This is a genomic window from Roseateles sp. PN1, from assembly GCF_038419725.1.
Lineage (GTDB): Bacteria > Pseudomonadota > Gammaproteobacteria > Burkholderiales > Burkholderiaceae_C > Paucibacter_A.
Genome location: NZ_JBCARA010000004.1, coordinates 377,246 through 395,524 on the forward strand (window position 1 = coordinate 377,246; position 18,279 = coordinate 395,524).

The window sequence follows — 18,279 nt, forward strand, 5'->3', positions numbered from 1 at the left end:
TTGCTTATCGGCTGGCGATGGCCAGCAGTTTGTCTTTGTTTAACACCACCAAACGGGTGGGCTCGACACGCACAGCACCATCTCGCTCAAAGCCCTTGAGTTCCTGATTGACCCGCTGCCGCGAGGCGCCCAGCAACTGGGCCAGGTCTTCTTGCGCCAGTTGCAGGCCGATGCGTATCTCTTCACCTTGCTCAATGCCGTAGGAGCGTGCCAGCAGCAAAATCTGCTTGGCCAGCCGCGAGGCAAGCGGGCGGGTGTTGAGATCCTCGACCGTGTCAAACATCAGACGCAGTCGGCGGCAGTTCAGGCGCAGCAGGGCTTCGTAGAGTTCCGAGTGCGCTTGCAGCAAGGCCCTGAAATCGGGCTTGCGCACGATCAGCAAGGTGGTCTCGCCGTGGGTGGTGGCATCGTGCGTGCGCGGCAAGCCGTCGAAGAGCGAGATGTCGCCAAACCAGGTGCCTGGCTCGACATAGGTCAGCGCCACTTGCTTGCCGGCAAGTGACACCGAACTCACCCGCACCGCACCCTTGGCGACGCCCACCCATTCCTCGGCCGGCTCGCCGCGACAACTCAGCAAACTGTCGTCGCCCAAACGTCGCACGGACGCTCGGGAAAGGATGTCGCTGCGAAGTGTGGGAGAGAGCCTGGAGAACCACGAACCCGATTCGATGTTGTTGCGTTCGAGAATTGTAAGAACCGTACTATTCATGCTCAGTCGCTGACGTGACAGCAGGAGGCTGCTGTGATGCGGCTTATTGTCTATGAGCTTTGGCGTGCCTGCTGCCGAGGGCTTTTACGCGGCCAGTCTGTGGTTTCTTGGTGGTGTTGGCGCGGCCTGCTCGAATCAGGGGGGGCTGAAGGCCGGCGCTGGTATGGCTCATGCTAGAGTGCTCAAAACATCACAAACCCGGCATGGACCGAGAATTTTCAGTGCCTTTTCATCGTTGGTGCGCCAATCCCATTCGCTTGGCCTTGCTGACAGTGATGGCCACAGGCGCCATGGGGTCCGCAGCAGCTCTGGGCGTCGAGCGGCCTTCGGCCCAGTCGGCCCTGGGTCAGTCCCTGAACCTGGCGTTTCCGGTTCGTCTGGGCCCCAATGAATCTTTGAGCCTGGACTGTGTTCAGGTGGAAGTGTTTGTGGGCGAGGCTCGTTTGTCACCCGCTCAAGTGCGTGTGCAACTGGAGGGCCTGACGGAAGGCAGTGTCAGTGCCGTGCGCGTGCGCAGCTTTGTGCCGGTCAACGAGCCCATCGTCAATGTCACCCTCAGCCTGGGTTGCCCGGTTCGCTTGGTGCGCCAGTACAGCGCATTGATCGATCCACCTGATAGCAAAGCAGCCCAAGCACCGCCTGTCGAAGCCGAAGTGAGTCAGTTGCGCAGGCTTTCACCAGCGCTGCAAGCGGCCTTGGCCAATGTGAGCTCAGCTGCTTCGGCCGCGCCAGCGGCGGGTCAGACAGCGGCAGTCAATGCGCCGGGCCAGCCCACATCAGGGCAGGCTCAGTCGGCGCGCAAGCGCGAGCTTGAATCGCAGGCTTCGGCTCAAGCCGAGCGCAGCGCCGGAGCGGCCAAGCAAAAGAACAGCAAAGCAGGCAACAAGGACGCTGCCAAGCTCCGCCTGGATGCACCGGAGTTGGATCAGCAGTCTTTGGCGAATGCTGTGCTGGACAGGGCCGCCGTGGCTGCCGCTGCGGCATCAAGTGCTGCCGAGATGAGTGCCGCCTTGCAGCGTTTGCAGGCGGTGGAAAGCGGTCTGGCCGCGATGCGCCGGGAGCGTCAGGCGACCGAAGCGAAGCTGCAGAGCCTGCGCTCACAGTTGGCGCCTGCCCGAACGCCTAACGAGCCTGGTTCGCTGACCATCATTCTGGGCGTGGCGGTGCTGGCCTTGAGCGGCGCAGTGGCTTTTCTCTGGCATAGCCGCCGGCGAGAGCGAGTCTTGCATGAGCGCGCGTGGTGGCACGAAGGGGGCGGCCCGGCCGGCGCTGCAGTGATCGCCAGCAAGACCGCTGCAGCGCCGAGTCCTGTGTCTGTTGATTCGCCAAGCGGCTCACCCGCCAGTGCAACTGCGGCTGAGCCTGCTTTGGTGCCTGCTGCCGCGGCCACGGCCACGGCCACGCCAAACAGCACCCCGACACCGCCGCTTGATGGGGCAAAGCCTGTTGATGAGCAGACCATTGTTTTGCCTTATCAGCTGGCTTCCGATGCCCTTGCATCAGCCACTGAGACTTTGCCGGACGAAGAGTTGGAGCTGGAGTTCCTGCCTTCAGACCTCCCGCCGACCCAATCAGCGTCCGCTTCTGCGCCCGTGCCACAGAGCGCTCAGCACTTGAACGAGGACCTGACCTGGCATACCGGCAACTCACCCGTCGGAGCATCGCTGGATTCGCATGTCAGTGTCGAGTTGCTGATCGACTTGGAACAACAGGTGGACTTCTTCCTGGTGCTTGGCCAAACCGAATCGGCGGTTGAGCTGCTGCAGGAACGTATTCGCACCGGTGCGGCCAGTGCCTTGCCCTATTTGAAACTGATGGAGATCCATCAAAGCCACGGTCAGCAGGCCGAGTTTGCGGCGGTGGCGCAGAGCTTTGCGGAGCGTTTCGGTGCCGTGGCGCCGACTTGGGGTGATGACGTCAACCACGGCCGTGAGTTGGCCGACTATCCGGATGCCCTGCGCTTGCTGCAGCTGCAGTGGTCGGACAGTGGCGCCAGCATGGCCTGCTTGCAGCAGCTGCTGTCTGAAGGCAATCTGGGCACGACCGGCTTTGATTTGCCTGCTTACCGGGAATTGCTCTTCCTCTACAGCGTGGCGCGCGATCTGTCGGAGCATGAGGTGCGCAGCGATGACATCGATCTCTTCCTGCCTCTGGATGCCGATGCCACCGGCGCGGCCGGCATGGACTTGATGGCCACCATGGTCTGGCAAGCCCCGCAAGCCGCCCCGACGAATGAGCCGGGCGTGGACATCTTGTTGGACGATCCCGCGCCGCGCAAGATCTGACGGTGGCGTTGGCGGCTGTGGAGGAGCAGGCCGCGCAGCAGGGCGGACGGCTGCCCTTTGGCTTAGAGTTCGCGCAGCAGGGCCAGAGCTTGAGTCAAGGTCTCGTCACGTTTGGCGAAGCAAAAGCGCACGATGTTTTGCTGGCCTTCGGGCTTGGCGATGAAGGCTGACATTGGAATGGCCGCCACGCCCACGTTGCGGGTCAGCCATTCACAAAAAGCCTGATCGCCTTGCTGGCCTGTGGCGGCAAAGCTTGCCACTTCGCTGATGTCAACGCACTGGAAATAGCTGCCCTCGCAAGGCAGCAGGCGCAGCTTGCTGCCGGCCAGGCCGGCGCGGAAGAAGTCGCGCTTGCGCTGATAAAACGCTGGCAATTCCAGATAGGGTGCTGGCTGCTGCATAAAGCTGGCCAGGCCAAACTGCATGGGCGTGTTGACGGTGAACACGTTGTATTGGTGAACCTTGCGGAATTCGCGGCTCAGGCTGGCCGGTGCGGCCACAAAGCCTACCTTCCAGCCGGTGACGTGATAGGTCTTGCCGAAGCTGGAGATGATGAAGCTGCGCGCCGCCAGCTCAGGGAAACAGGCCACGCTTTGGTGGGCGGCGCCGTCGAAGACCATGTGCTCGTAGACCTCATCGCTGATCAGCAGGATGTCGGTGTCGCGCAGCAATTCGGCCAGCTGCGCCATCTCCTCGGCCGTCCAGACGGTGGCACTGGGGTTGTGCGGGCTGTTGATGATGATGGCGCGGGTGCGCGGGGTGATGGCGGCCTTGATGCGCGCGAAGTCGGGCCGGAAGCTGTCCGCATGCAGCGGCACACGCACCACCACGCCGCCTGCCAGCTCGATATTGGGTGCATAGCTGTCGTAGCAGGGCTCCAGAATGATCACCTCGTCACTCGCATGCACGATGGCCAGCAGGGCGGTGAAGATGGCTTGGGTGGCGCCAGCGGTGATGGTGATCTCGCTGTCGGCCTGGTAGCGGTGGCCGTAGAGCGTGGCGATCTTGTTGGCCACCGCTTCGCGCAGTGCCGGCACGCCGCTCATCATCGGGTACTGGTTATGGCCTTGCAGCATGGCGGCATGCACGGCTTCAATAAGCGCCGGATCGCAAGCGAAGTCCGGGAAGCCTTGGCCCAAATTGACCGCGCCATGCTGCTGCGCGAGCGCCGACATGGTGCTGAAGATGGTGGTGCCGACCTGCGGCAAGCGGCTGTCGATCTGGGGTGTCGGTCTCGGTGTGGCAGTCACGGTGAATCAGAAGTTAGAGGCTGTAGTCGCTGGCGTCTCCGCTCATGGCGCGCTCCAGCAGATGGCGGTTGAGCCGGTCCGACAGCAGCTCGGCGAAGGTGTAGACATAGTTGCGCAAATACGCGCCGCGCTTGAAGGCAATGCGAGTGACGTTCTGCCCGAATAGATGGCCCAAGGGGCGCGACACCAGGTCGCCGCCGGGCGGGTCTTCGCGCACCGCCATCTCGGCCACGATGCCTAGGCCCATGCCGAGGCGGACGTAGGTCTTGATGACGTCAGAGTCAATCGCCTCCAGCACGATATTGGGTTGTAAGTGGCGGGCGGCAAAGGCCCGGTCAATGCGGGTGCGGCCGGTGAAGCTGGGGTGGTAAGTGACGATGGGCTCGGCCGCCAATTGATCGAGGCTGACTCGCTCGACCTGGGCCAGTGGATGATCGCTGGGCACCACCAACACATGCTGCCATTCGTAGCAGGGCAGGCTTACCAACTCGTCGATCTGCGCCAGGGATTCGGTCGCCAGGCCCACATCGGCGCTGTCGTCCAGTAGCCAGCGCACGACCTGCTCGGGGTTGCCTTGGTGCAGGCTGACGCGCACCTGTGGCAGTTGGCGGCGCAGCTGCGACACCGGGCCGGGCAGCACATAGCGGGCCTGGGTGTGGGTGGTGGCGATGGACAGGGTGCCGTTGTCTTGCTTGGAGTATTCCTCACCGATGCGTTTGAGGTTGCTGACCTCGCGCATGATGATCTCGATGGCGGCCAGTACCTGCTGGCCCGGCTCGGTGATGCGGCGCAGGCGTTTGCCGTGGCGGGTAAAGATGTCAACGCCCAGTTCTTCCTCCAATTCCAGAATGGCTTTGGAGACACCCGGCTGCGAGGTGAACAAGGCCTTGGCGGTCTCGGTCAGATTGAGATTGCGGCGCGCGGCCTCCTGCACAAAGCGGAATTGGTGCAGATTCATGAGGGCTCCTGCTGAACCGGTGGGCTGGCGTCCAGCCAAGCCAGGCTGGCGTCGGTCATGGCTTGCAGCACGCGGTCTTGCTCACCCAGCGCTGGGTGCAGCAGCCATTCGATGCGCTCGCCGTAATGGCTTTGCAGGCGCTCCAGCATGGGCGGAATATCGCGCCGCACATGGCCGCCGGTGCCCAGGAACATGGGCACGATGTGGATGCGGGTGCAGCCCTGCTCGGCCAATTGATGGGCGGCTGTTTCCAGCTCGGGCTGCATGAATTCGAGATAGGCCAGCACCATGGGCAGGCCCGGCCGGGCGGCGCGCACCCTGGCCTCGACGGCGTGAAAAGGGCGGGCCCACAAGGGGTCGCGGGCGCCGTGCGCGAAAAGCAGAAGTCCGTCCATATCGTTTACCGGTAACGCACCAGCCAGCCAAAAGCGGCCAGCGAAAGACCCAAATAAGCCAGGCTGGGCGAAGCCGCCACGACCCAGGGAGTCCAGTTGTTCAAGATGCCCACGTGGCCAGCCACATTGTTCAAGAGCACAAAGCTGATGCCCAGCATGATGCCGCCAAACACCTTCAGGCTGATGCCGCCCGAGCGGCCATGCAAATAGGCGAAGGGCAGGGCCAGCGCCACCATCACAAAGCAGGCAAAGGGGTAGAAGGCCTTGCGCCAAAAGGCGATGTTCTGAGCCTGCGCAGATTGCTCCTGGGCCGAGAGGTGTTCGGTGTAGCGGTAGAGCTCGATGGTGGACATGGACACCGTGGGCAGCAGCGCCGCGGCCACCACGCCAGCGTGCAGGCTGCTGTCCCAACTCATGCTGGGCAAGCGCCAATGCGTCACCGCCAGGGCGTCGTCCGCGCGGCGAGCTTGCTTGGCATCGACGGGTTGCGCCGGCTTGGCCAGCCAGTCGGTGCGCTCGACCTCGGACAACAGCCACTGGCCTTTGCCGTCCACCTTGGCCGTCTTGGCCTCGATGCGCGAGACCAAGCCGCCGTTGGCGTCGAACTCAAAAATGCGCACGTCCTGCAATGCGCCGGAGGCGGTGGCCTGACCCACATTGATGGCAAAGCTGTGGTCTTGGCCGTCCACCAGCTTGTGCTCTTTGAGCCAGGCGCCGCGGTTGCCGCTGGCCACATTGCCGCTGAGGCGGGCGCGCATGGCGTCGGCCTGTTTGTCGAAGTAGGGCGCCACATAGTCGCCCACCACAAAGGTCAGTGCGGCAAAGCCCAAGGCCAGGGTGGCCAGTAGCGCCAAGGCCCGGCGCGGCCCGAGGCCGCCGGTGCGCAGAATGGTGAACTCGCTGGACTGCGCCATGCGGGCGAGCGAAAAAATGCTGCCGATCAGCACGGCAATCGGCATCAGCTCGTACAAATGCCCCGGCAAAACCATCAGCGAGAGCAGGGCGGCGCGCGCGGCGCCTGCACCGATGCGGCTCATGCGCTCCAGTTCATCGACAAAGTCAATGAAGTAGAAGAGCGACAAAAAGGCGGCCGAGACAAACAGCACCGAGCCCAGGATGTCGCGGTAAAGCAGGCGGCGGACGGTCCTCATGCTGGCGCCACCTTGCGTTTGAAGCGCGGCAGGCATAGGCGGTTGCCCTGATCGCGCAGCCACATCAGGCCTATGGCCAGCAAGAACACCCCGCCGTGCACGCCCAGCAAGGCCAGTGGCGCGGTCGTGCGCGAGTTGGCGACCCAAGACTGGCTGAGATTGACCACATTGAAATAGACCACCGCGGCCAGCATGGCGAAAAGCAAGTTCCAGTTATTGGCGCGGCGCGGGTTGCTGGCCGACAGGCCGATGCCCAGCATGACCATATTGAAGCTGGCCAGAATCATGCCGAAGCGCCAGGTGAGTTCAGCATCGTTCTTAGGGTTGGGGTTGCGCAGCAGATCCGGGGTGTAAAGCGCCTTGGGCGGCAACTGGTCCGCCGTGCGCATGGCTTGGCTGTCGGCCAGCACTTTGTATTCTTCAAAGCGGGCCAGGCTTTTCTCTTGTGTTTTTTCGTTGGTCTCGTTGCGCTGGCCATGATCGAGCACCAGAAAGCGGTCATCGCCTTCAAGCACAATCTGGCCCTTGGCCGAGGTGGTGATGGCTTCGCTGTCGCCGCGCTGGGTCAGGATGAAGACATTGCGGCCGGTGCGGCCGTCTTCGCTGTCGCGGTCAATGAAGAAGGTGCTGTTGCCGTCACGCGAGGTTTGAAATTGGCCGGGTGCTACGCGCGACAGATCGCTGCGCTTTTGAAAGCGTTCCAGCAGCAAGGTGCTGTTCTGATTGCCCCAGGGCCACAGCAGCAGATTGAGCAGGATCACCACCGCGATCACCGGAGCAGCCATGCGCAGCACCGGGCGCACAAAGCGCGCCAGACCGATGCCGCTGGCGAACCAGATGGTCATTTCCGACTCGCGGTACATGCGGCCCAGCGAAGACACCACGGCAATGAACATCGACAGTGACAACATCGTTGGCAAATGCGCCAGCGAGGCGTAAGCCATCAGCAGCATCACATCTTGAGGCGCGACATTGCCACCCGCTGCCCGACCAAGGGTCTGGATCAGCATGATGGTCAAAACAATGGTGAGGATGACCACAAGGGTCACGCCGAAGCTGCGGGCCAACTCTCGACGTACGGTGGAATCGAATAACATTCGCGCACTTTATCTATTCGGCGACATTATGGACTTTCGTACACAGACCGCGTCCCTGGACGCATTGGCCGGCGTGAATGCCGATGCTTTGATCGTGGTTTTGGGCGGCGAGGCTTTGCCCGCCACGCTCGACGCGACGCTGAGCGCCCTGGTCAAGGACGCCGTCAAGCTGGGCGATTTCGAATTCAAGGCCGGCAAGACCCTGGTGCTGCAGCGCGCTGCTGGCGTCAAGGCCCCGCGCCTGGTGCTGGCTGCCGCCGGCAAGAACACGCTCAAGAGCGCACGCACCGCGCTGCAAGCCGCTTTGGCTCAGCTCAAGGGTCGTGGCGCGGCTCACGCCGCCGTGGCTTTCGCGGGCTTTGAAGGCAGCGAAGACACGGTGGAAAGCCTGGCCGAGCAGTTCGTGCTGGGTGCGCAGGATTCGGCCTATGTTTACACCCACACCAAGCCCAGCGCTCCTGCTGCGGCCAAGTTGGTCAAGCTGAGCTTGCTGGTCGACAAGGAAGACTTGGCTGAGGTGAAGAAGGGTCTGGCCCGCGGCCAAGCCATCGGCGCTGGCATCGAATTGGCACGTGAGTGCGCCAACCGCCCGCCTAACTACGCCACGCCCACCTTCCTGGGTGAGCAAGTGCAAGCCATCGGCAAGAGCCATGGCATCAAGGTCGAAGTGCTGGACAAAAAGGCCGTCGAGAAGCTGGGCATGGGTTCCTTCTTGTCGGTGGCCCAGGGCTCGGACGAGCCCCTGCGCTTCATCGTCGCCCGCTACGACGGTGCGGCCAAGACCGTGCCGCCGGTGGTGCTGGTCGGCAAGGGCATTACCTTTGATTCGGGCGGCATCTCGCTCAAGCCGGGTGCCGGCATGGATGAGATGAAGTTCGATATGGGTGGTGCTGCCAGCGTGCTGGGCACGCTGCGCGCTGTGGTCGAGTTGAAGCCCAAGCTGAACCTGGTGGTGCTGATCGCCGCTTGCGAGAACATGCCCAATGGCCGCGCTGTGAAGCCGGGCGATGTGGTGACCTCGATGTCCGGCCAGACCATCGAAATCCTGAATACCGACGCCGAAGGCCGCTTGATTCTGTGTGACGCCCTGACCTATGCCGAGCGCTTCAAGCCCGCGGTGGTGGTGGACGTGGCCACACTGACCGGCGCTTGCGTGATCGCCCTGGGCGGTGTGCGCAGCGGCATGTACGCCAGCGACGACGAACTGGCTGCCGCCCTGACGGCCGCCGGTGACGCGGCCCTGGATCCTTGCTGGCGCATGCCTTTGGACGACGAGTACGAAGAAGGCCTGAAGAGCAACTTCGCTGATGTCGCCAATGTGGGCGGCCGCGAAGGCGGCTCCATCACCGCAGCCAAGTTCTTGCAGCGCTTTGCTGACAAGTACCGCTGGGCCCATCTGGACATCGCCGGCACCGCTTGGAAGAGTGGCGCGGCCAAGGGCGGCACCGGCCGTCCCGTGGGCTTGCTGACGCACTTCGTCTTGTCGCAAGCGCGTTGATGCTGGACCGAGCCTGCGCATGACCGAAGTGACGTTTTACACGGGCGTGCCCGAACGCCTGCTGTATTTGTGCCGTTTGCTGCGAAAGGCGCAGCGCGGCGGCGCACGGGTGGGCGTGTGCGGGCCGGAGGCGCTGTTGCAGCGCCTGGATGCCAAGCTCTGGGACTTCGAGACGGCAGAGTTTGTGCCGCACGGCCGCGTGGGTGGAGAGGGCGTCGATGCCCGCTTCACGCCTATTTTGCTGGCTGAAACTGCGCAAGACCTGCCACATCGCGAGATGCTGCTCAACGTCGGGCCCGAGATGCCTGCTGGCTTCGAGGAGTTCCAGCGCGTGTTGGAAGTGGTGTCGCAAGACCCGGCGCAAATGCAAGCCGGGCGGCGCCGCTACAAGCAGTACGAGGCCTTGGGCTTTGCGGTGAAGCATCACAAGGTGGCGGCATGACCGGCTCTGTGGCGCCGAAGCGCGTGGTGCCCACCCTGACCGAAGTGGTGGAGCCGGCCGATCTGGCATTTTTGCTGGACTTGGATCTTGACCTGCCGCCGCGGCCCCGACCAAGGGCAGCGGAGGCCGGTGTTGCCGAGTTGCCGCCATTGGCGGCAGTGCCGGAGCTGCCGGAATTGACGCTGGCAGTGGACAGCGTGCCCGATTTGTCCGATCCGTTTGAAGGTGAGTTCCTTCGGCCTTTGGCGCAAGAACTGCCGGCCGCATTGGATCTGACTTTGCCTGAGTTGGATGTCGCGGAGCAAAGCGCTGCGATCTTCAATTTGCCTGAGTCATCTGAGACTGCGCCGTATACCTTGACTGACACGGCGCCTGACACGCCCGACCTCGACCTGGCCTTTGACCTGGCTGGGCCCGAAGTGCCTGCGCCTGCACTTGAGTCTGCATCGGCTCATCCAGCGCTGGCGCCGACTCCGGTCTTGCCGCAAGCCTTGGCGCCCGTCCTGCCCCTGCCGGCGAGCGCGGCGAGCACGTTGGCCGAGCCGCTGCGGGCGGCATTCGCCGGTCAAGAGCAGGCCATCAAGGAAGCCATTGCGCTGGCGGTGGATGAGGCGCTCGACCAAGTCTTGGACGAGGTCTTGGAGCAGGCCGTGATGACCATGCGCGCCCAGTTGCATGCCCATGTCGAAAGCGCCGTGTGGCGCAGCTTAAAGCGTCAGTTGCCGCAAAGCTGACCCGCCGGATTGCGTTGATTGTGCGAGTGGCGCGTGCTGAGTGCCGCCACCTTGCAACACTAGGGTTTATCTCGACTGCTTGCCGTCTCTTGCTCATTCTTCAAGAGCAATTTCAAACTCACTAGGTCGGCGCACTTGCGCCTGCATTGAACTGGTGCGCCGGAGTGCCCAAGGCATCGGCCCTGCCGGCCTTGCTGCGCCGCCTTGGTGCTTGTTGTGGCTACTGCGTAGATGCCTTTGCAACACCCCCTAACGCCTGGCGGTGGAGGGCCGTTTTCCAGACTAACCCCCTATCTGCGGGCCCTCGATTTGGGGTATGTTTGAGGGGTTGAACAATCAACGAAAACACAGCTCTCCTTCTTCCAATTCGGAGGTAATTCATGCAAGTTAAATTGAACGTTGTGGTCGGCGCGATTGCGTTGTTGTCTAGCGTCGCGGCAATGTCGCAAGAAGTCGTGGTCAAGATTGGCCACGTGGGTCCGACCAGCGGCGGCATCGCCCACCTGGGTAAGGACAATGAGCTGGGTGCCCGCATGGCCATCGATGAGCTCAACAAAAAGGGCGTCAAGATCGGTGGCAAGACCGCCAAGTTTGAACTTCTGGCTGAAGATGATGCTGGCGATCCAAAGCAAGGCACGGCCGCCGCTCAGAAGCTGGCTGACGCCAAGGTCAATGGCGTGATCGGTCACCTGAACTCCGGCACCACCATCCCTGCCTCGAAGATCTACTTCGAAGCCGGCATCCCGCAAATCTCGCCTTCGGCGACTAACCCCAAGTACACCCGCAACGGCTACAAGACCGCCTTCCGCGTGGTGGCCGATGACGTCCATCTGGGCGGCACCCTTGGCAAGTACGCTGTCACCTCCGTCAAGGGCAAGGTCATTGCCGTCATCGACGACCGCACGGCCTACGGCCAAGGCGTTGCCGATGAGTTCGAAAAAGGCGTGAAGGCCGCTGGCGGCAAGATCGCTGGCCGCGAGTTCACCAACGACAAGGCCACCGACTTCTCCGCCATCCTGACCACACTGAAGGGCAAGAAGCCCGACGTGATCTTCTTCGGCGGCATGGACGCCGTGGCCGGCCCGATGCTGCGCCAGATGAAGCAGTTGGGCATCACCGCCAAGTTCATGGGTGGCGACGGCATCTGCAGCTCCGAGCTGCCCAAGCTGGCCGCTGGCACCATGGCCGACGACCAAGTCATCTGCGCGGAAGCCGGTGGCGTGGAAGGCGAGTCCAAGAAGGGCATGGAGGTCTTCAAGACTCGCTTCAAGGAAGCCTACAAGCTGGACGTGCAGGTCTATGCACCTTATGTGTATGACGCCGTCAACGTGATGGTCGATGCCATGGTCAAGGCCGGTTCTGCTGAGCCTGCCAAGTACCTGCCGGTGCTGGCCAAGACCACGGGCTTCAAGGGCGTGACCGGTGTGATCTCCTTTGACAACAAGGGCGACATCAAGAACGGCGCTCTGACCATGTACACCTATAAGGGCGGCAACCGCTCTGAGTTGGCCGTGGTTCGCTGATCTTCAATCAGCCACAAGCTCAAGCAAAAGCCCGCGCAAGCGGGCTTTTTTTATGCGCATTGAGCGGCCGCAGAATGGTTGGTCGCTTGAGCTGCGACGAGGGCCGACCCCTGCCTTGCTGGCAGGCCTTGCCGATGGCCTCAGCCGTTTTGCAAGATGAACTCGGCCATGCGTGCGGCCGCACCGCGGTGCTGGTTCGCAAAGCGCAGGGCTTGAGTCGACATGGCCTGGCGACGCGGCATATCTGCGCACAGGCTCAGACCTTGAGCGAGCGCGCCCGCCATATCGCTGACACGCTGGGCGGCACCGGCTTGCTCGGCCAAGTTGGAGGCCTCGGCGAAGTTGAAGGTGTGCGGCCCCATCAGCACCGGGCAGGCGCAGGCGGCCGCCTCAATCAGGTTCTGCCCACCCAAGGGGGCGAAGCTGCCTCCGAGCAAGGCCACATCGGCCAGGCCGTAATACAGCGCCATCTCGCGCATCGAGTCACCCAGCCAGACCTGGGCTTGCAAGGCGGCCTCATCGGGTGAATCGGGTGAATCGGCCGCGCCCTGCCAGCTGCTGCGGCGTGCCAGGCGCAAGCCCGCAGCTGTCACCATCGCTGCGATCTCATCGAAGCGTTGAGGGTGGCGCGGCACGATCAGCAGCAGTGGCGCTTCACCTGTCTGTTTGCGCAGGGCCAGGTCTTGCCAGGCCTGCAGCAACTGGGCCTCTTCGCCTTCACGGCTGACGGCCAGCATCAAGACCGGGCGCCCCAACTGGGCCCGCCAGGCGCGGCCGCGCGCCAGCAAGGCCTCGTCCACGGCCATATCGAACTTCAGATTGCCCATCACTTGCACATCGCTCACGCCCGCCGCGCGCAGGCGAGTGGCGTCGGCCTCGGTTTGCGCCAAGGCCGCGCGCAAGCGCTGGGCCGCCGGCCGCAGCAGGGCCGCGAAGCGTTGGCCACGGCGCAGGCTGCGCTCGGACAAGCGGGCATTGGCCAGAAACAGCGGCAACCCGGCCTTGGCGCATTCAAACTGCAGCGTGGGCCAGACCTCGGTTTCCATCAGCACGCCCAGGCGCGGCTGCCAGTGGCGCAGAAAGCGCCGCACCGCGTCGGGGGTGTCGTAGGGCAACCAGGCTTGGGCGTCGCCGGGCTGCAGCAGGGCCGCCCCGGCTTCGCGCCCGGTGGCGGTGCTGTGGGTCAGCAGCAGGCGCATATCCGGCTGCTGCGCGCGCATGGCCGAGACCAAGGCCGCAGCGGCGCGCGTTTCGCCCAGGGATACGGCATGAACCCAGACCCAGCCCTGCTCAGCGGCTGTCCCACGATAGGCGCCGAAGCGCTCCGCGATGTGCTCTCGGTAAAGAGGCTCGGCCTTGCCGCGCCGCCACAGGCGCAGCAGATAGGCCGGCGCCAGCAGACTCAGCAGGGCCGCATAGGCCCAGCGGCTGCTGCGCTCTGCGAAGCGCTCGGCTTGTTTCAATGGCCGGCCGCGAAGACGGCGTCGGGCTTGACGCGCTTGAGTTGCGCCAGCACATCGTGCTGAATGCGTTCCAGCGCTTCTGGCGTGTGGCCTTCAAAGCGCAGCACCAGCACCGGCGTGGTGTTGGAGGCACGCACCAGGCCGAAGCCGTCTTCGTACTCGACGCGCAGGCCGTCGATGGTGATGATCTCTTTCGAACCAGGGAACTCGGCCACTTCCAGCAGCTTCTTCACCACCTCATGGTGCTCGCCCTCGGCGCAAGGCACATTGATCTCGGGCGTGTTGAAGCTGGTGGGCAGCGCGTTCAGCACGGCGCTGGGGTCGGCGAAGCGCGACAGGATTTCCAGCAGGCGGGCGGCGGTGTACATCGCATCATCGAAGCCGTACCAGCGCTCGGCGAAGAAGATATGGCCCGACAATTCGCCGGCCAGCGGCGCGCCGGTTTCCTTCAGCTTGGCCTTGGCCAGCGAGTGGCCGGTCATCCACATCAGCGGCTTGCCGCCATGCTCGCGAATCCACGGGGCCAGGCGCTGGGTGCACTTGACGTCGAAGATGATCTCGGCGCCGGGCTTGCGCTTCAGGATGTCGGCAGCGAAGAGCATGATCTGGCGGTCAGGCATGATCATGGTGCCATCCTTGGTGACCACGCCAAGGCGGTCGCCGTCGCCGTCGAAAGCCAGGCCCAGCTCGGCGTCACAGGCGTGCACGATGCGCTTCAAGTCTTCCAGGTTCTCGGGGCGCGATGGATCGGGGTGGTGGTTGGGGAAGTCACCGTCCACCTTGGAGTAGATGTCGATCACTTCGCAACCCAGGGCGCGCAGGATGGCCGGGGCGCTGGCGCCGGGGATGCCGTTGCCGGAGTCCACCACGATCTTCATCGGGCGCTTCAGCTTGGCATCCTTGACGATGCGATGGCTGTACTCGGGCACGATGTCCATGGTGGCCGTGCGGCCCTTGCCGGGTTCAGCGGTCTTGTAGTCCTCGGCTTCGATGCGGCGGCGCAGGCCTTGGATCTGCTCGCCGTACACGGCAGCACCCTTCAAGACCATCTTGAAGCCGTTGTAGTCCTTGGGGTTGTGGCTACCGGTCACCATGATGCCGCTGCGGCAGCCATGCTTGGCGCGGGTGGCGGCCACGTAGTACAGCATGGGGGTGGTGACGGCGCCCAGGTCCACGACGTCGAGGCCGGTCGATTGCAGGCCGCGAATCAGCGCCGCCACCAGGCCAGGGCCGGACAAGCGGCCATCGCGGCCGACGGCCACGGCCTTCTCGCCCAGGGCGCGAGCCTCGGTGCCGAAAGCGCGGCCCAGATGCTCGGCCAGTTCTTCGTTCAGGGTCGTGCCGACGACGCCGCGGATGTCATACGCCTTGAAGATGGATGCGTGAACTTGCATGTGTTGTGCCTCTGCCTGATGGTGATGGGTGGCCGCTGTGCGCGGCACGCCGGAATTGTGTTGGTGCCAGCGGTGCCCGGTACCGCGTGGGGGGGGATTGTAGGCAGGCTTCAAGACCTTTTTGCTGGGGTGAAGACGGCTGCGCAGGCGGGCCAGAATCTTTGCCGCCTACGCTCCCTGCGTTCGCGGCGCTGGCTCGTCGATTCGTACCGGTCTGAAACCGCTGATCGCACGCCGGCCCGTCGTTGATAGCCTCAGCCCTAAACTGCCGCGCATGAATCTTCTGAGCAAGCCGTGGCGGCGCGGGGTCAGCACCGCCTTTGACGACCTCTGGCACATCGGCGCAGCACGGCGCCTGCCTTGGTACGCCCACTGGCCCTTGATCGCGCTCACCGGTGCCAGCGTTGGCGCGGCGATTGTTTTTCTGGCCGCCCTGTTCAGCGGCAATCTGCTGCGCATGGCGTGGTGGTCGCCCAATATGGGGTGGTCGATGCTGACGGGCATCATCATCATGCTGCTTTTACAGAGCAGCTTCATCGCGCTGAGCTGGCTCATCCCGCCTGAGCGACTCTTGCAATGGCGTGAAGGCGTGGGGCGCTCGCGCTGGCTGGCCTATATCGGCGTGCCGGCACTGTGCAGCGTGCTGGGCCTGATCGCGCTGGATGTGCTGATGCGTTCGGTGGACACGGGCAGCCTGGCTCGACCTCGACTGCCAAACTACGGGCTGCTGATCACTTTCTTGGGCTGCGGCACCCTGCTGGCCGGCCTGAGTTGGTGGCGGCTGCGCGCGCAGTTGCAGGCCCACAAGGTTCGCCAGCAGATGACCGAGGCGCAGTTGCGCCTTCTGCAGGCCCAAATCGAGCCGCACTTTCTTTTCAACACCTTGGCCAATGTCCAGGGGCTGATCGACTATGAACCGGCCCTGCCAAGCGCATGCTGGATGCCTTCACCGACTACCTGCGCGCCAGCCTGCTGCAGATGCGCGCCCAGGACGTGAGCCTGGGGGAGGAGTTCGACCTGGTGCAAAGCTATCTGACCGTGATGCAATGCCGTATGGGCGAGCGCTTGCGTTGGCAGCTGGACATCCCGCCTGAGCTGCGCGCCGCCCGCATCCCACCTCTGCTCTTGCAGCCCTTGATCGAAAACGCCATCCACCACGGCTTGGAGCCGCAGATTGAAGGGGGCCAGCTTGTTCTGCGCGCCCGCCTTGACGGCCAGGGCCTGTGCATCGAGATCGATGACGACGGCATCGGCCTGGCCGCCGCGCAGCAGCGCCCTCGTCGTGGCAACGGCGTGGCACTGAAGAACATCCGCGAGCGCCTGCGGGCCGCCTATGGCCCTGAGGCCGGCTTGCAATTGCAGGCGGGGGCGAGCGAGCAGGGCACCCGCGTGCGCCTGAGCTTGCCGCGTCTGCACCCATCAGCGACGCCCGCTGTTTGACGACACCCGAGACCGAGCTGAAGCCGATGAGCACCAAGCCCATGCCCCGCCCCCGCGCCCTGCTGGCCGACGATGAACCCCACCTGTTGCGCGTGCTGCAAGACCGCCTGCACGAGCTTTGGCCTGAGCTGGAGATCGTGGCCACGGCCCAGCACGGCCTCGCAGCGGCCGAGCAAATCGGACGGCTGCAGCCGGACATTGCTTTTCTGGACATCCAGATGCCCGGGCTGACAGGCCTTGAGGTCGCCCAAGGCATCGAAGGTGCGACCCGCGTCGTCTTCGTGACGGCCTATGACGAGCATGCGCTGAGTGCCTTTGAGCATGAGGCCGTGGACTATGTGCTCAAGCCGGTCCGGGCGGAGCGGCTGCAGCTGACGGTGGACCGCTTGCGCCGCGCCCTGGCGAACCCTCCCGGCGCGCCCTTGCTCGCCGACGAGGCCCGTGGCGCACCGGTCCCGTCTTTGCCAGATGCGGCACAGCTGGCTAAGGTGCTGGCCCAGCTGTTGCCTCGCGCCACAAGCGCGCAAACGATGTTGCGCCACCTGCGTGCCAGCCAGGGCAGCAGCACACACATCATCCCGGTCGAGGACATCCTCTACCTGCAGTCCGACGAGAAATACACCCTGGTTCGCACCGCCGCGCATGAGTACCTGATCCGCAGCTCCATCCTGGAGCTGGCCAGCCAACTGGACCCGCAGCGTTTCTGGCAGGTGAATCGCGGCATATTGATTAATGTGGACCATCTGCTGTCCGCCCGCCGTGATGACAATGCGCGGCTCTTACTAAGGATGCGCGGCCATGAGCGCGAGCTGCCCGTGAGCCGCGCTTATGTGCATCTGTTCAAGGCGATGTAGGCGCGAGCAGGGCGGGCTGCAACGGCAATCTCGTGCCGTCGGCAAGGATGGCCTTGGTGCGGCCCCCTCTCGTCTTTCGGCAGCGCGCTGCGCGCGACCTGCTGAATTTCAATATGAATTGGGTATCGATTCGGTGTCCATGCGCGCCGGCAGAGCGTAGAAATTCTGCTGAAACTGTTCAATCAATATGTCCGCGCCTGTATTGCGTGGCGTGTGGCTTGTCTTGATTTTGCGGCTTTATCCGCTGGGCTTGCAGTTGGATATAAAGGGGGAGATATGAGTAAGAAAATAATGTGGAGTTTGATGCTGCTGTCGGCGATTCTGGTGGCACTCTATGCCGTGGTGTTACTGGTCATGCCGGGCATAAGACCTCCGTTCATTCAAAATCTATTTGCGCGCTTTCCTGTTGTTACTTTGATTCATTTTTTGGGTGGTGCGGTGGCAATCGTGGCTGGTGCGCTTCAGTTCTCCGCTTCATTGCACCTGAGACACTGGGGCTTGCATCGTTGGCTCGGTCGGTTTTATGTGCTTGCGATAGTTTTTTCTGGTGTTGCCGGGCTGATCTTGGCTGTGAACTCGATCGGCGGCTTGTATGTGGCATCAGGATTTGGCTTGATGGCAATTTTTTGGTTGGCAACAACTTTGAATGCATATCGTCTGATTCGCATTGGAAATGTGAAGTCTCACCAGAACTGGATGGTGCGAAGCTATGCAGTCACCTTGGCAGGCCTCACTTTGAGGCTCTATCTGGGCGTGAGTGTGATTCTGGGGATCAAGTTCTTTGATGCGTATCCAGTTTTGGCGTGGATCTGTTGGGTTCCAAATTTGTTGTTGGCTGAATGGTTTGTACGGCGCCGAATGCATGGCGCCCATGGGTCTGAAAAACCCGGTCCAGTCAACTCTTGCAAGGTCATGTCGGCCTGAACCTCGGGCTTGCTCGGCAGACATGAATCCTTAGCAGCCAGTGCCTGCGCAGGCGGACGAATCTGCGTTGCCATGCCGCATGGCAAGCCGTGGTCAAGCCCCGAAACCCAGGGTGAGCTTCAATAAGGCCTGCGTTGAGCAGTGAGTTCAGGCCTGGCAGCC

17 protein-coding genes are annotated in these 18,279 nt (G+C 63.2%); 9 read left to right on the plus strand and 8 right to left on the minus strand.

What is annotated here, in order from left to right:
* Positions 1-4: 4 nt before the first annotated feature.
* The gene (locus AABB87_RS08885; protein ID WP_058719444.1) at positions 5-709 is read right to left on the minus strand and encodes a Crp/Fnr family transcriptional regulator; all 705 of its coding nucleotides are present in this window, start codon (positions 707-709) and stop codon (positions 5-7) included.
* A 257-nt stretch (positions 710-966) separates the two neighbouring features.
* Between AABB87_RS08885 and AABB87_RS08890 the strand changes: the two genes are divergently transcribed.
* Positions 967-2,994 carry a type IV pilus assembly protein FimV gene (locus tag AABB87_RS08890; protein WP_341970881.1) on the plus strand — a complete coding sequence of 676 codons (2,028 nt, stop codon included), beginning with the start codon at positions 967-969 and terminating at the stop codon, positions 2,992-2,994.
* Positions 2,995-3,056: 62 nt separating this feature from the next.
* Here the strand turns inward: AABB87_RS08890 and AABB87_RS08895 are convergent, their stop codons facing one another.
* From AABB87_RS08895 to lptF, 5 genes are read right to left on the minus strand one after another with little or no spacing between them, the layout of a single operon-like run.
* Positions 3,057-4,244, minus strand: coding sequence for a pyridoxal phosphate-dependent aminotransferase (locus AABB87_RS08895; RefSeq protein WP_341970882.1), 1,188 nt, complete (start codon positions 4,242-4,244; stop codon positions 3,057-3,059).
* Positions 4,245-4,257: 13 nt separating this feature from the next.
* Positions 4,258-5,202 (minus strand): CysB family HTH-type transcriptional regulator, encoded by a 945-nt coding sequence (locus AABB87_RS08900; RefSeq protein WP_295083108.1) that lies wholly within the window; start codon positions 5,200-5,202, stop codon positions 4,258-4,260.
* Entirely contained in the window at positions 5,199-5,597 is a 399-nt protein-coding gene (locus tag AABB87_RS08905) for a sirohydrochlorin chelatase (RefSeq protein WP_341970883.1), read from the minus strand. Before AABB87_RS08905 ends, AABB87_RS08900 begins: the two co-directional genes overlap by 4 nt.
* 5 nt (positions 5,598-5,602) lie before the next feature.
* Entirely contained in the window at positions 5,603-6,748 is a 1,146-nt protein-coding gene (gene lptG, locus AABB87_RS08910) for an LPS export ABC transporter permease LptG (RefSeq protein WP_341970884.1), read from the minus strand.
* Positions 6,745-7,845: an LPS export ABC transporter permease LptF gene (gene lptF / locus AABB87_RS08915; protein WP_341970885.1), complete on the minus strand. Its 1,101-nt coding sequence runs from the start codon at positions 7,843-7,845 to the stop codon at positions 6,745-6,747. Before lptF ends, lptG begins: the two co-directional genes overlap by 4 nt.
* Before the next feature lie 28 nt (positions 7,846-7,873).
* On the opposite strand from lptF, the gene AABB87_RS08920 reads away from it, so the two are divergent.
* From AABB87_RS08920 to AABB87_RS08935, 4 genes are all read left to right on the plus strand, one after another.
* Positions 7,874-9,343, plus strand: a complete 1,470-nt coding sequence (locus AABB87_RS08920; RefSeq protein ID WP_341970886.1) for a leucyl aminopeptidase — start codon at positions 7,874-7,876, stop codon at positions 9,341-9,343.
* 19 nt (positions 9,344-9,362) lie between these two features.
* The gene (locus AABB87_RS08925) at positions 9,363-9,785 is read left to right on the plus strand and encodes a DNA polymerase III subunit chi (RefSeq protein WP_058719452.1); all 423 of its coding nucleotides are present in this window, start codon (positions 9,363-9,365) and stop codon (positions 9,783-9,785) included.
* A complete protein-coding gene (locus tag AABB87_RS08930) occupies positions 9,782-10,519 on the plus strand; it encodes a hypothetical protein (protein ID WP_341970887.1) in 738 nt (245 codons plus the stop codon). The genes AABB87_RS08925 and AABB87_RS08930 overlap by 4 nt, the downstream gene beginning before the upstream one ends.
* A 380-nt stretch (positions 10,520-10,899) precedes the next feature.
* A complete protein-coding gene (locus tag AABB87_RS08935; protein WP_341970888.1) occupies positions 10,900-12,042 on the plus strand; it encodes a branched-chain amino acid ABC transporter substrate-binding protein in 1,143 nt (380 codons plus the stop codon).
* Between the two features lie 140 nt (positions 12,043-12,182).
* On the opposite strand, the gene AABB87_RS08940 is transcribed toward AABB87_RS08935, so the two are convergent.
* Positions 12,183-13,505, minus strand: coding sequence for a 3-deoxy-D-manno-octulosonic acid transferase (locus tag AABB87_RS08940; RefSeq protein WP_341970889.1), 1,323 nt, complete (start codon positions 13,503-13,505; stop codon positions 12,183-12,185).
* The gene (locus AABB87_RS08945) at positions 13,502-14,899 is read right to left on the minus strand and encodes a phosphomannomutase/phosphoglucomutase (protein WP_341970890.1); all 1,398 of its coding nucleotides are present in this window, start codon (positions 14,897-14,899) and stop codon (positions 13,502-13,504) included. Before AABB87_RS08945 ends, AABB87_RS08940 begins: the two co-directional genes overlap by 4 nt.
* 274 nt (positions 14,900-15,173) lie before the next feature.
* On the opposite strand from AABB87_RS08945, the gene AABB87_RS08950 reads away from it, so the two are divergent.
* The 4 genes from AABB87_RS08950 to AABB87_RS08965 all read left to right on the plus strand — a co-directional run bounded on the left by AABB87_RS08950 (position 15,174) and on the right by AABB87_RS08965 (position 18,117).
* The gene (locus tag AABB87_RS08950; RefSeq protein ID WP_341970891.1) at positions 15,174-15,896 is read left to right on the plus strand and encodes a histidine kinase; all 723 of its coding nucleotides are present in this window, start codon (positions 15,174-15,176) and stop codon (positions 15,894-15,896) included.
* Positions 15,833-16,339 carry a sensor histidine kinase gene (locus AABB87_RS08955; RefSeq protein ID WP_341970892.1) on the plus strand — a complete coding sequence of 169 codons (507 nt, stop codon included), beginning with the start codon at positions 15,833-15,835 and terminating at the stop codon, positions 16,337-16,339. The genes AABB87_RS08950 and AABB87_RS08955 overlap by 64 nt, the downstream gene beginning before the upstream one ends.
* Before the next feature lie 26 nt (positions 16,340-16,365).
* The gene (locus AABB87_RS08960; RefSeq protein WP_341970893.1) at positions 16,366-17,193 is read left to right on the plus strand and encodes a LytR/AlgR family response regulator transcription factor; all 828 of its coding nucleotides are present in this window, start codon (positions 16,366-16,368) and stop codon (positions 17,191-17,193) included.
* 276 nt (positions 17,194-17,469) lie between these two features.
* Positions 17,470-18,117, plus strand: a complete 648-nt coding sequence (locus tag AABB87_RS08965) for a DUF2306 domain-containing protein (protein WP_341970894.1) — start codon at positions 17,470-17,472, stop codon at positions 18,115-18,117.
* The last annotated feature ends 162 nt before the right edge of the window (positions 18,118-18,279 follow it).

Coding starts and splice junctions, on each gene's coding strand:
- AABB87_RS08920 (WP_341970886.1), top strand. CDS start 7,874: ATGGACTTTCGTACACAGACCGCGTCCCTGGACGCATTGGCCGGCGTG.
- lptF (WP_341970885.1), bottom strand. CDS start 7,845: ATGTTATTCGATTCCACCGTACGTCGAGAGTTGGCCCGCAGCTTCGGC.
- AABB87_RS08960 (WP_341970893.1), top strand. CDS start 16,366: ATGAGCACCAAGCCCATGCCCCGCCCCCGCGCCCTGCTGGCCGACGAT.
- AABB87_RS08955 (WP_341970892.1), top strand. CDS start 15,833: ATGCTGGATGCCTTCACCGACTACCTGCGCGCCAGCCTGCTGCAGATG.
- lptG (WP_341970884.1), bottom strand. CDS start 6,748: ATGAGGACCGTCCGCCGCCTGCTTTACCGCGACATCCTGGGCTCGGTG.
- AABB87_RS08950 (WP_341970891.1), top strand. CDS start 15,174: ATGAATCTTCTGAGCAAGCCGTGGCGGCGCGGGGTCAGCACCGCCTTT.
- AABB87_RS08945 (WP_341970890.1), bottom strand. CDS start 14,899: ATGCAAGTTCACGCATCCATCTTCAAGGCGTATGACATCCGCGGCGTC.
- AABB87_RS08905 (WP_341970883.1), bottom strand. CDS start 5,597: ATGGACGGACTTCTGCTTTTCGCGCACGGCGCCCGCGACCCCTTGTGG.
- AABB87_RS08930 (WP_341970887.1), top strand. CDS start 9,782: ATGACCGGCTCTGTGGCGCCGAAGCGCGTGGTGCCCACCCTGACCGAA.
- AABB87_RS08935 (WP_341970888.1), top strand. CDS start 10,900: ATGCAAGTTAAATTGAACGTTGTGGTCGGCGCGATTGCGTTGTTGTCT.
- AABB87_RS08900 (WP_295083108.1), bottom strand. CDS start 5,202: ATGAATCTGCACCAATTCCGCTTTGTGCAGGAGGCCGCGCGCCGCAAT.
- AABB87_RS08965 (WP_341970894.1), top strand. CDS start 17,470: ATGAGTAAGAAAATAATGTGGAGTTTGATGCTGCTGTCGGCGATTCTG.
- AABB87_RS08885 (WP_058719444.1), bottom strand. CDS start 709: ATGAATAGTACGGTTCTTACAATTCTCGAACGCAACAACATCGAATCG.
- AABB87_RS08925 (WP_058719452.1), top strand. CDS start 9,363: ATGACCGAAGTGACGTTTTACACGGGCGTGCCCGAACGCCTGCTGTAT.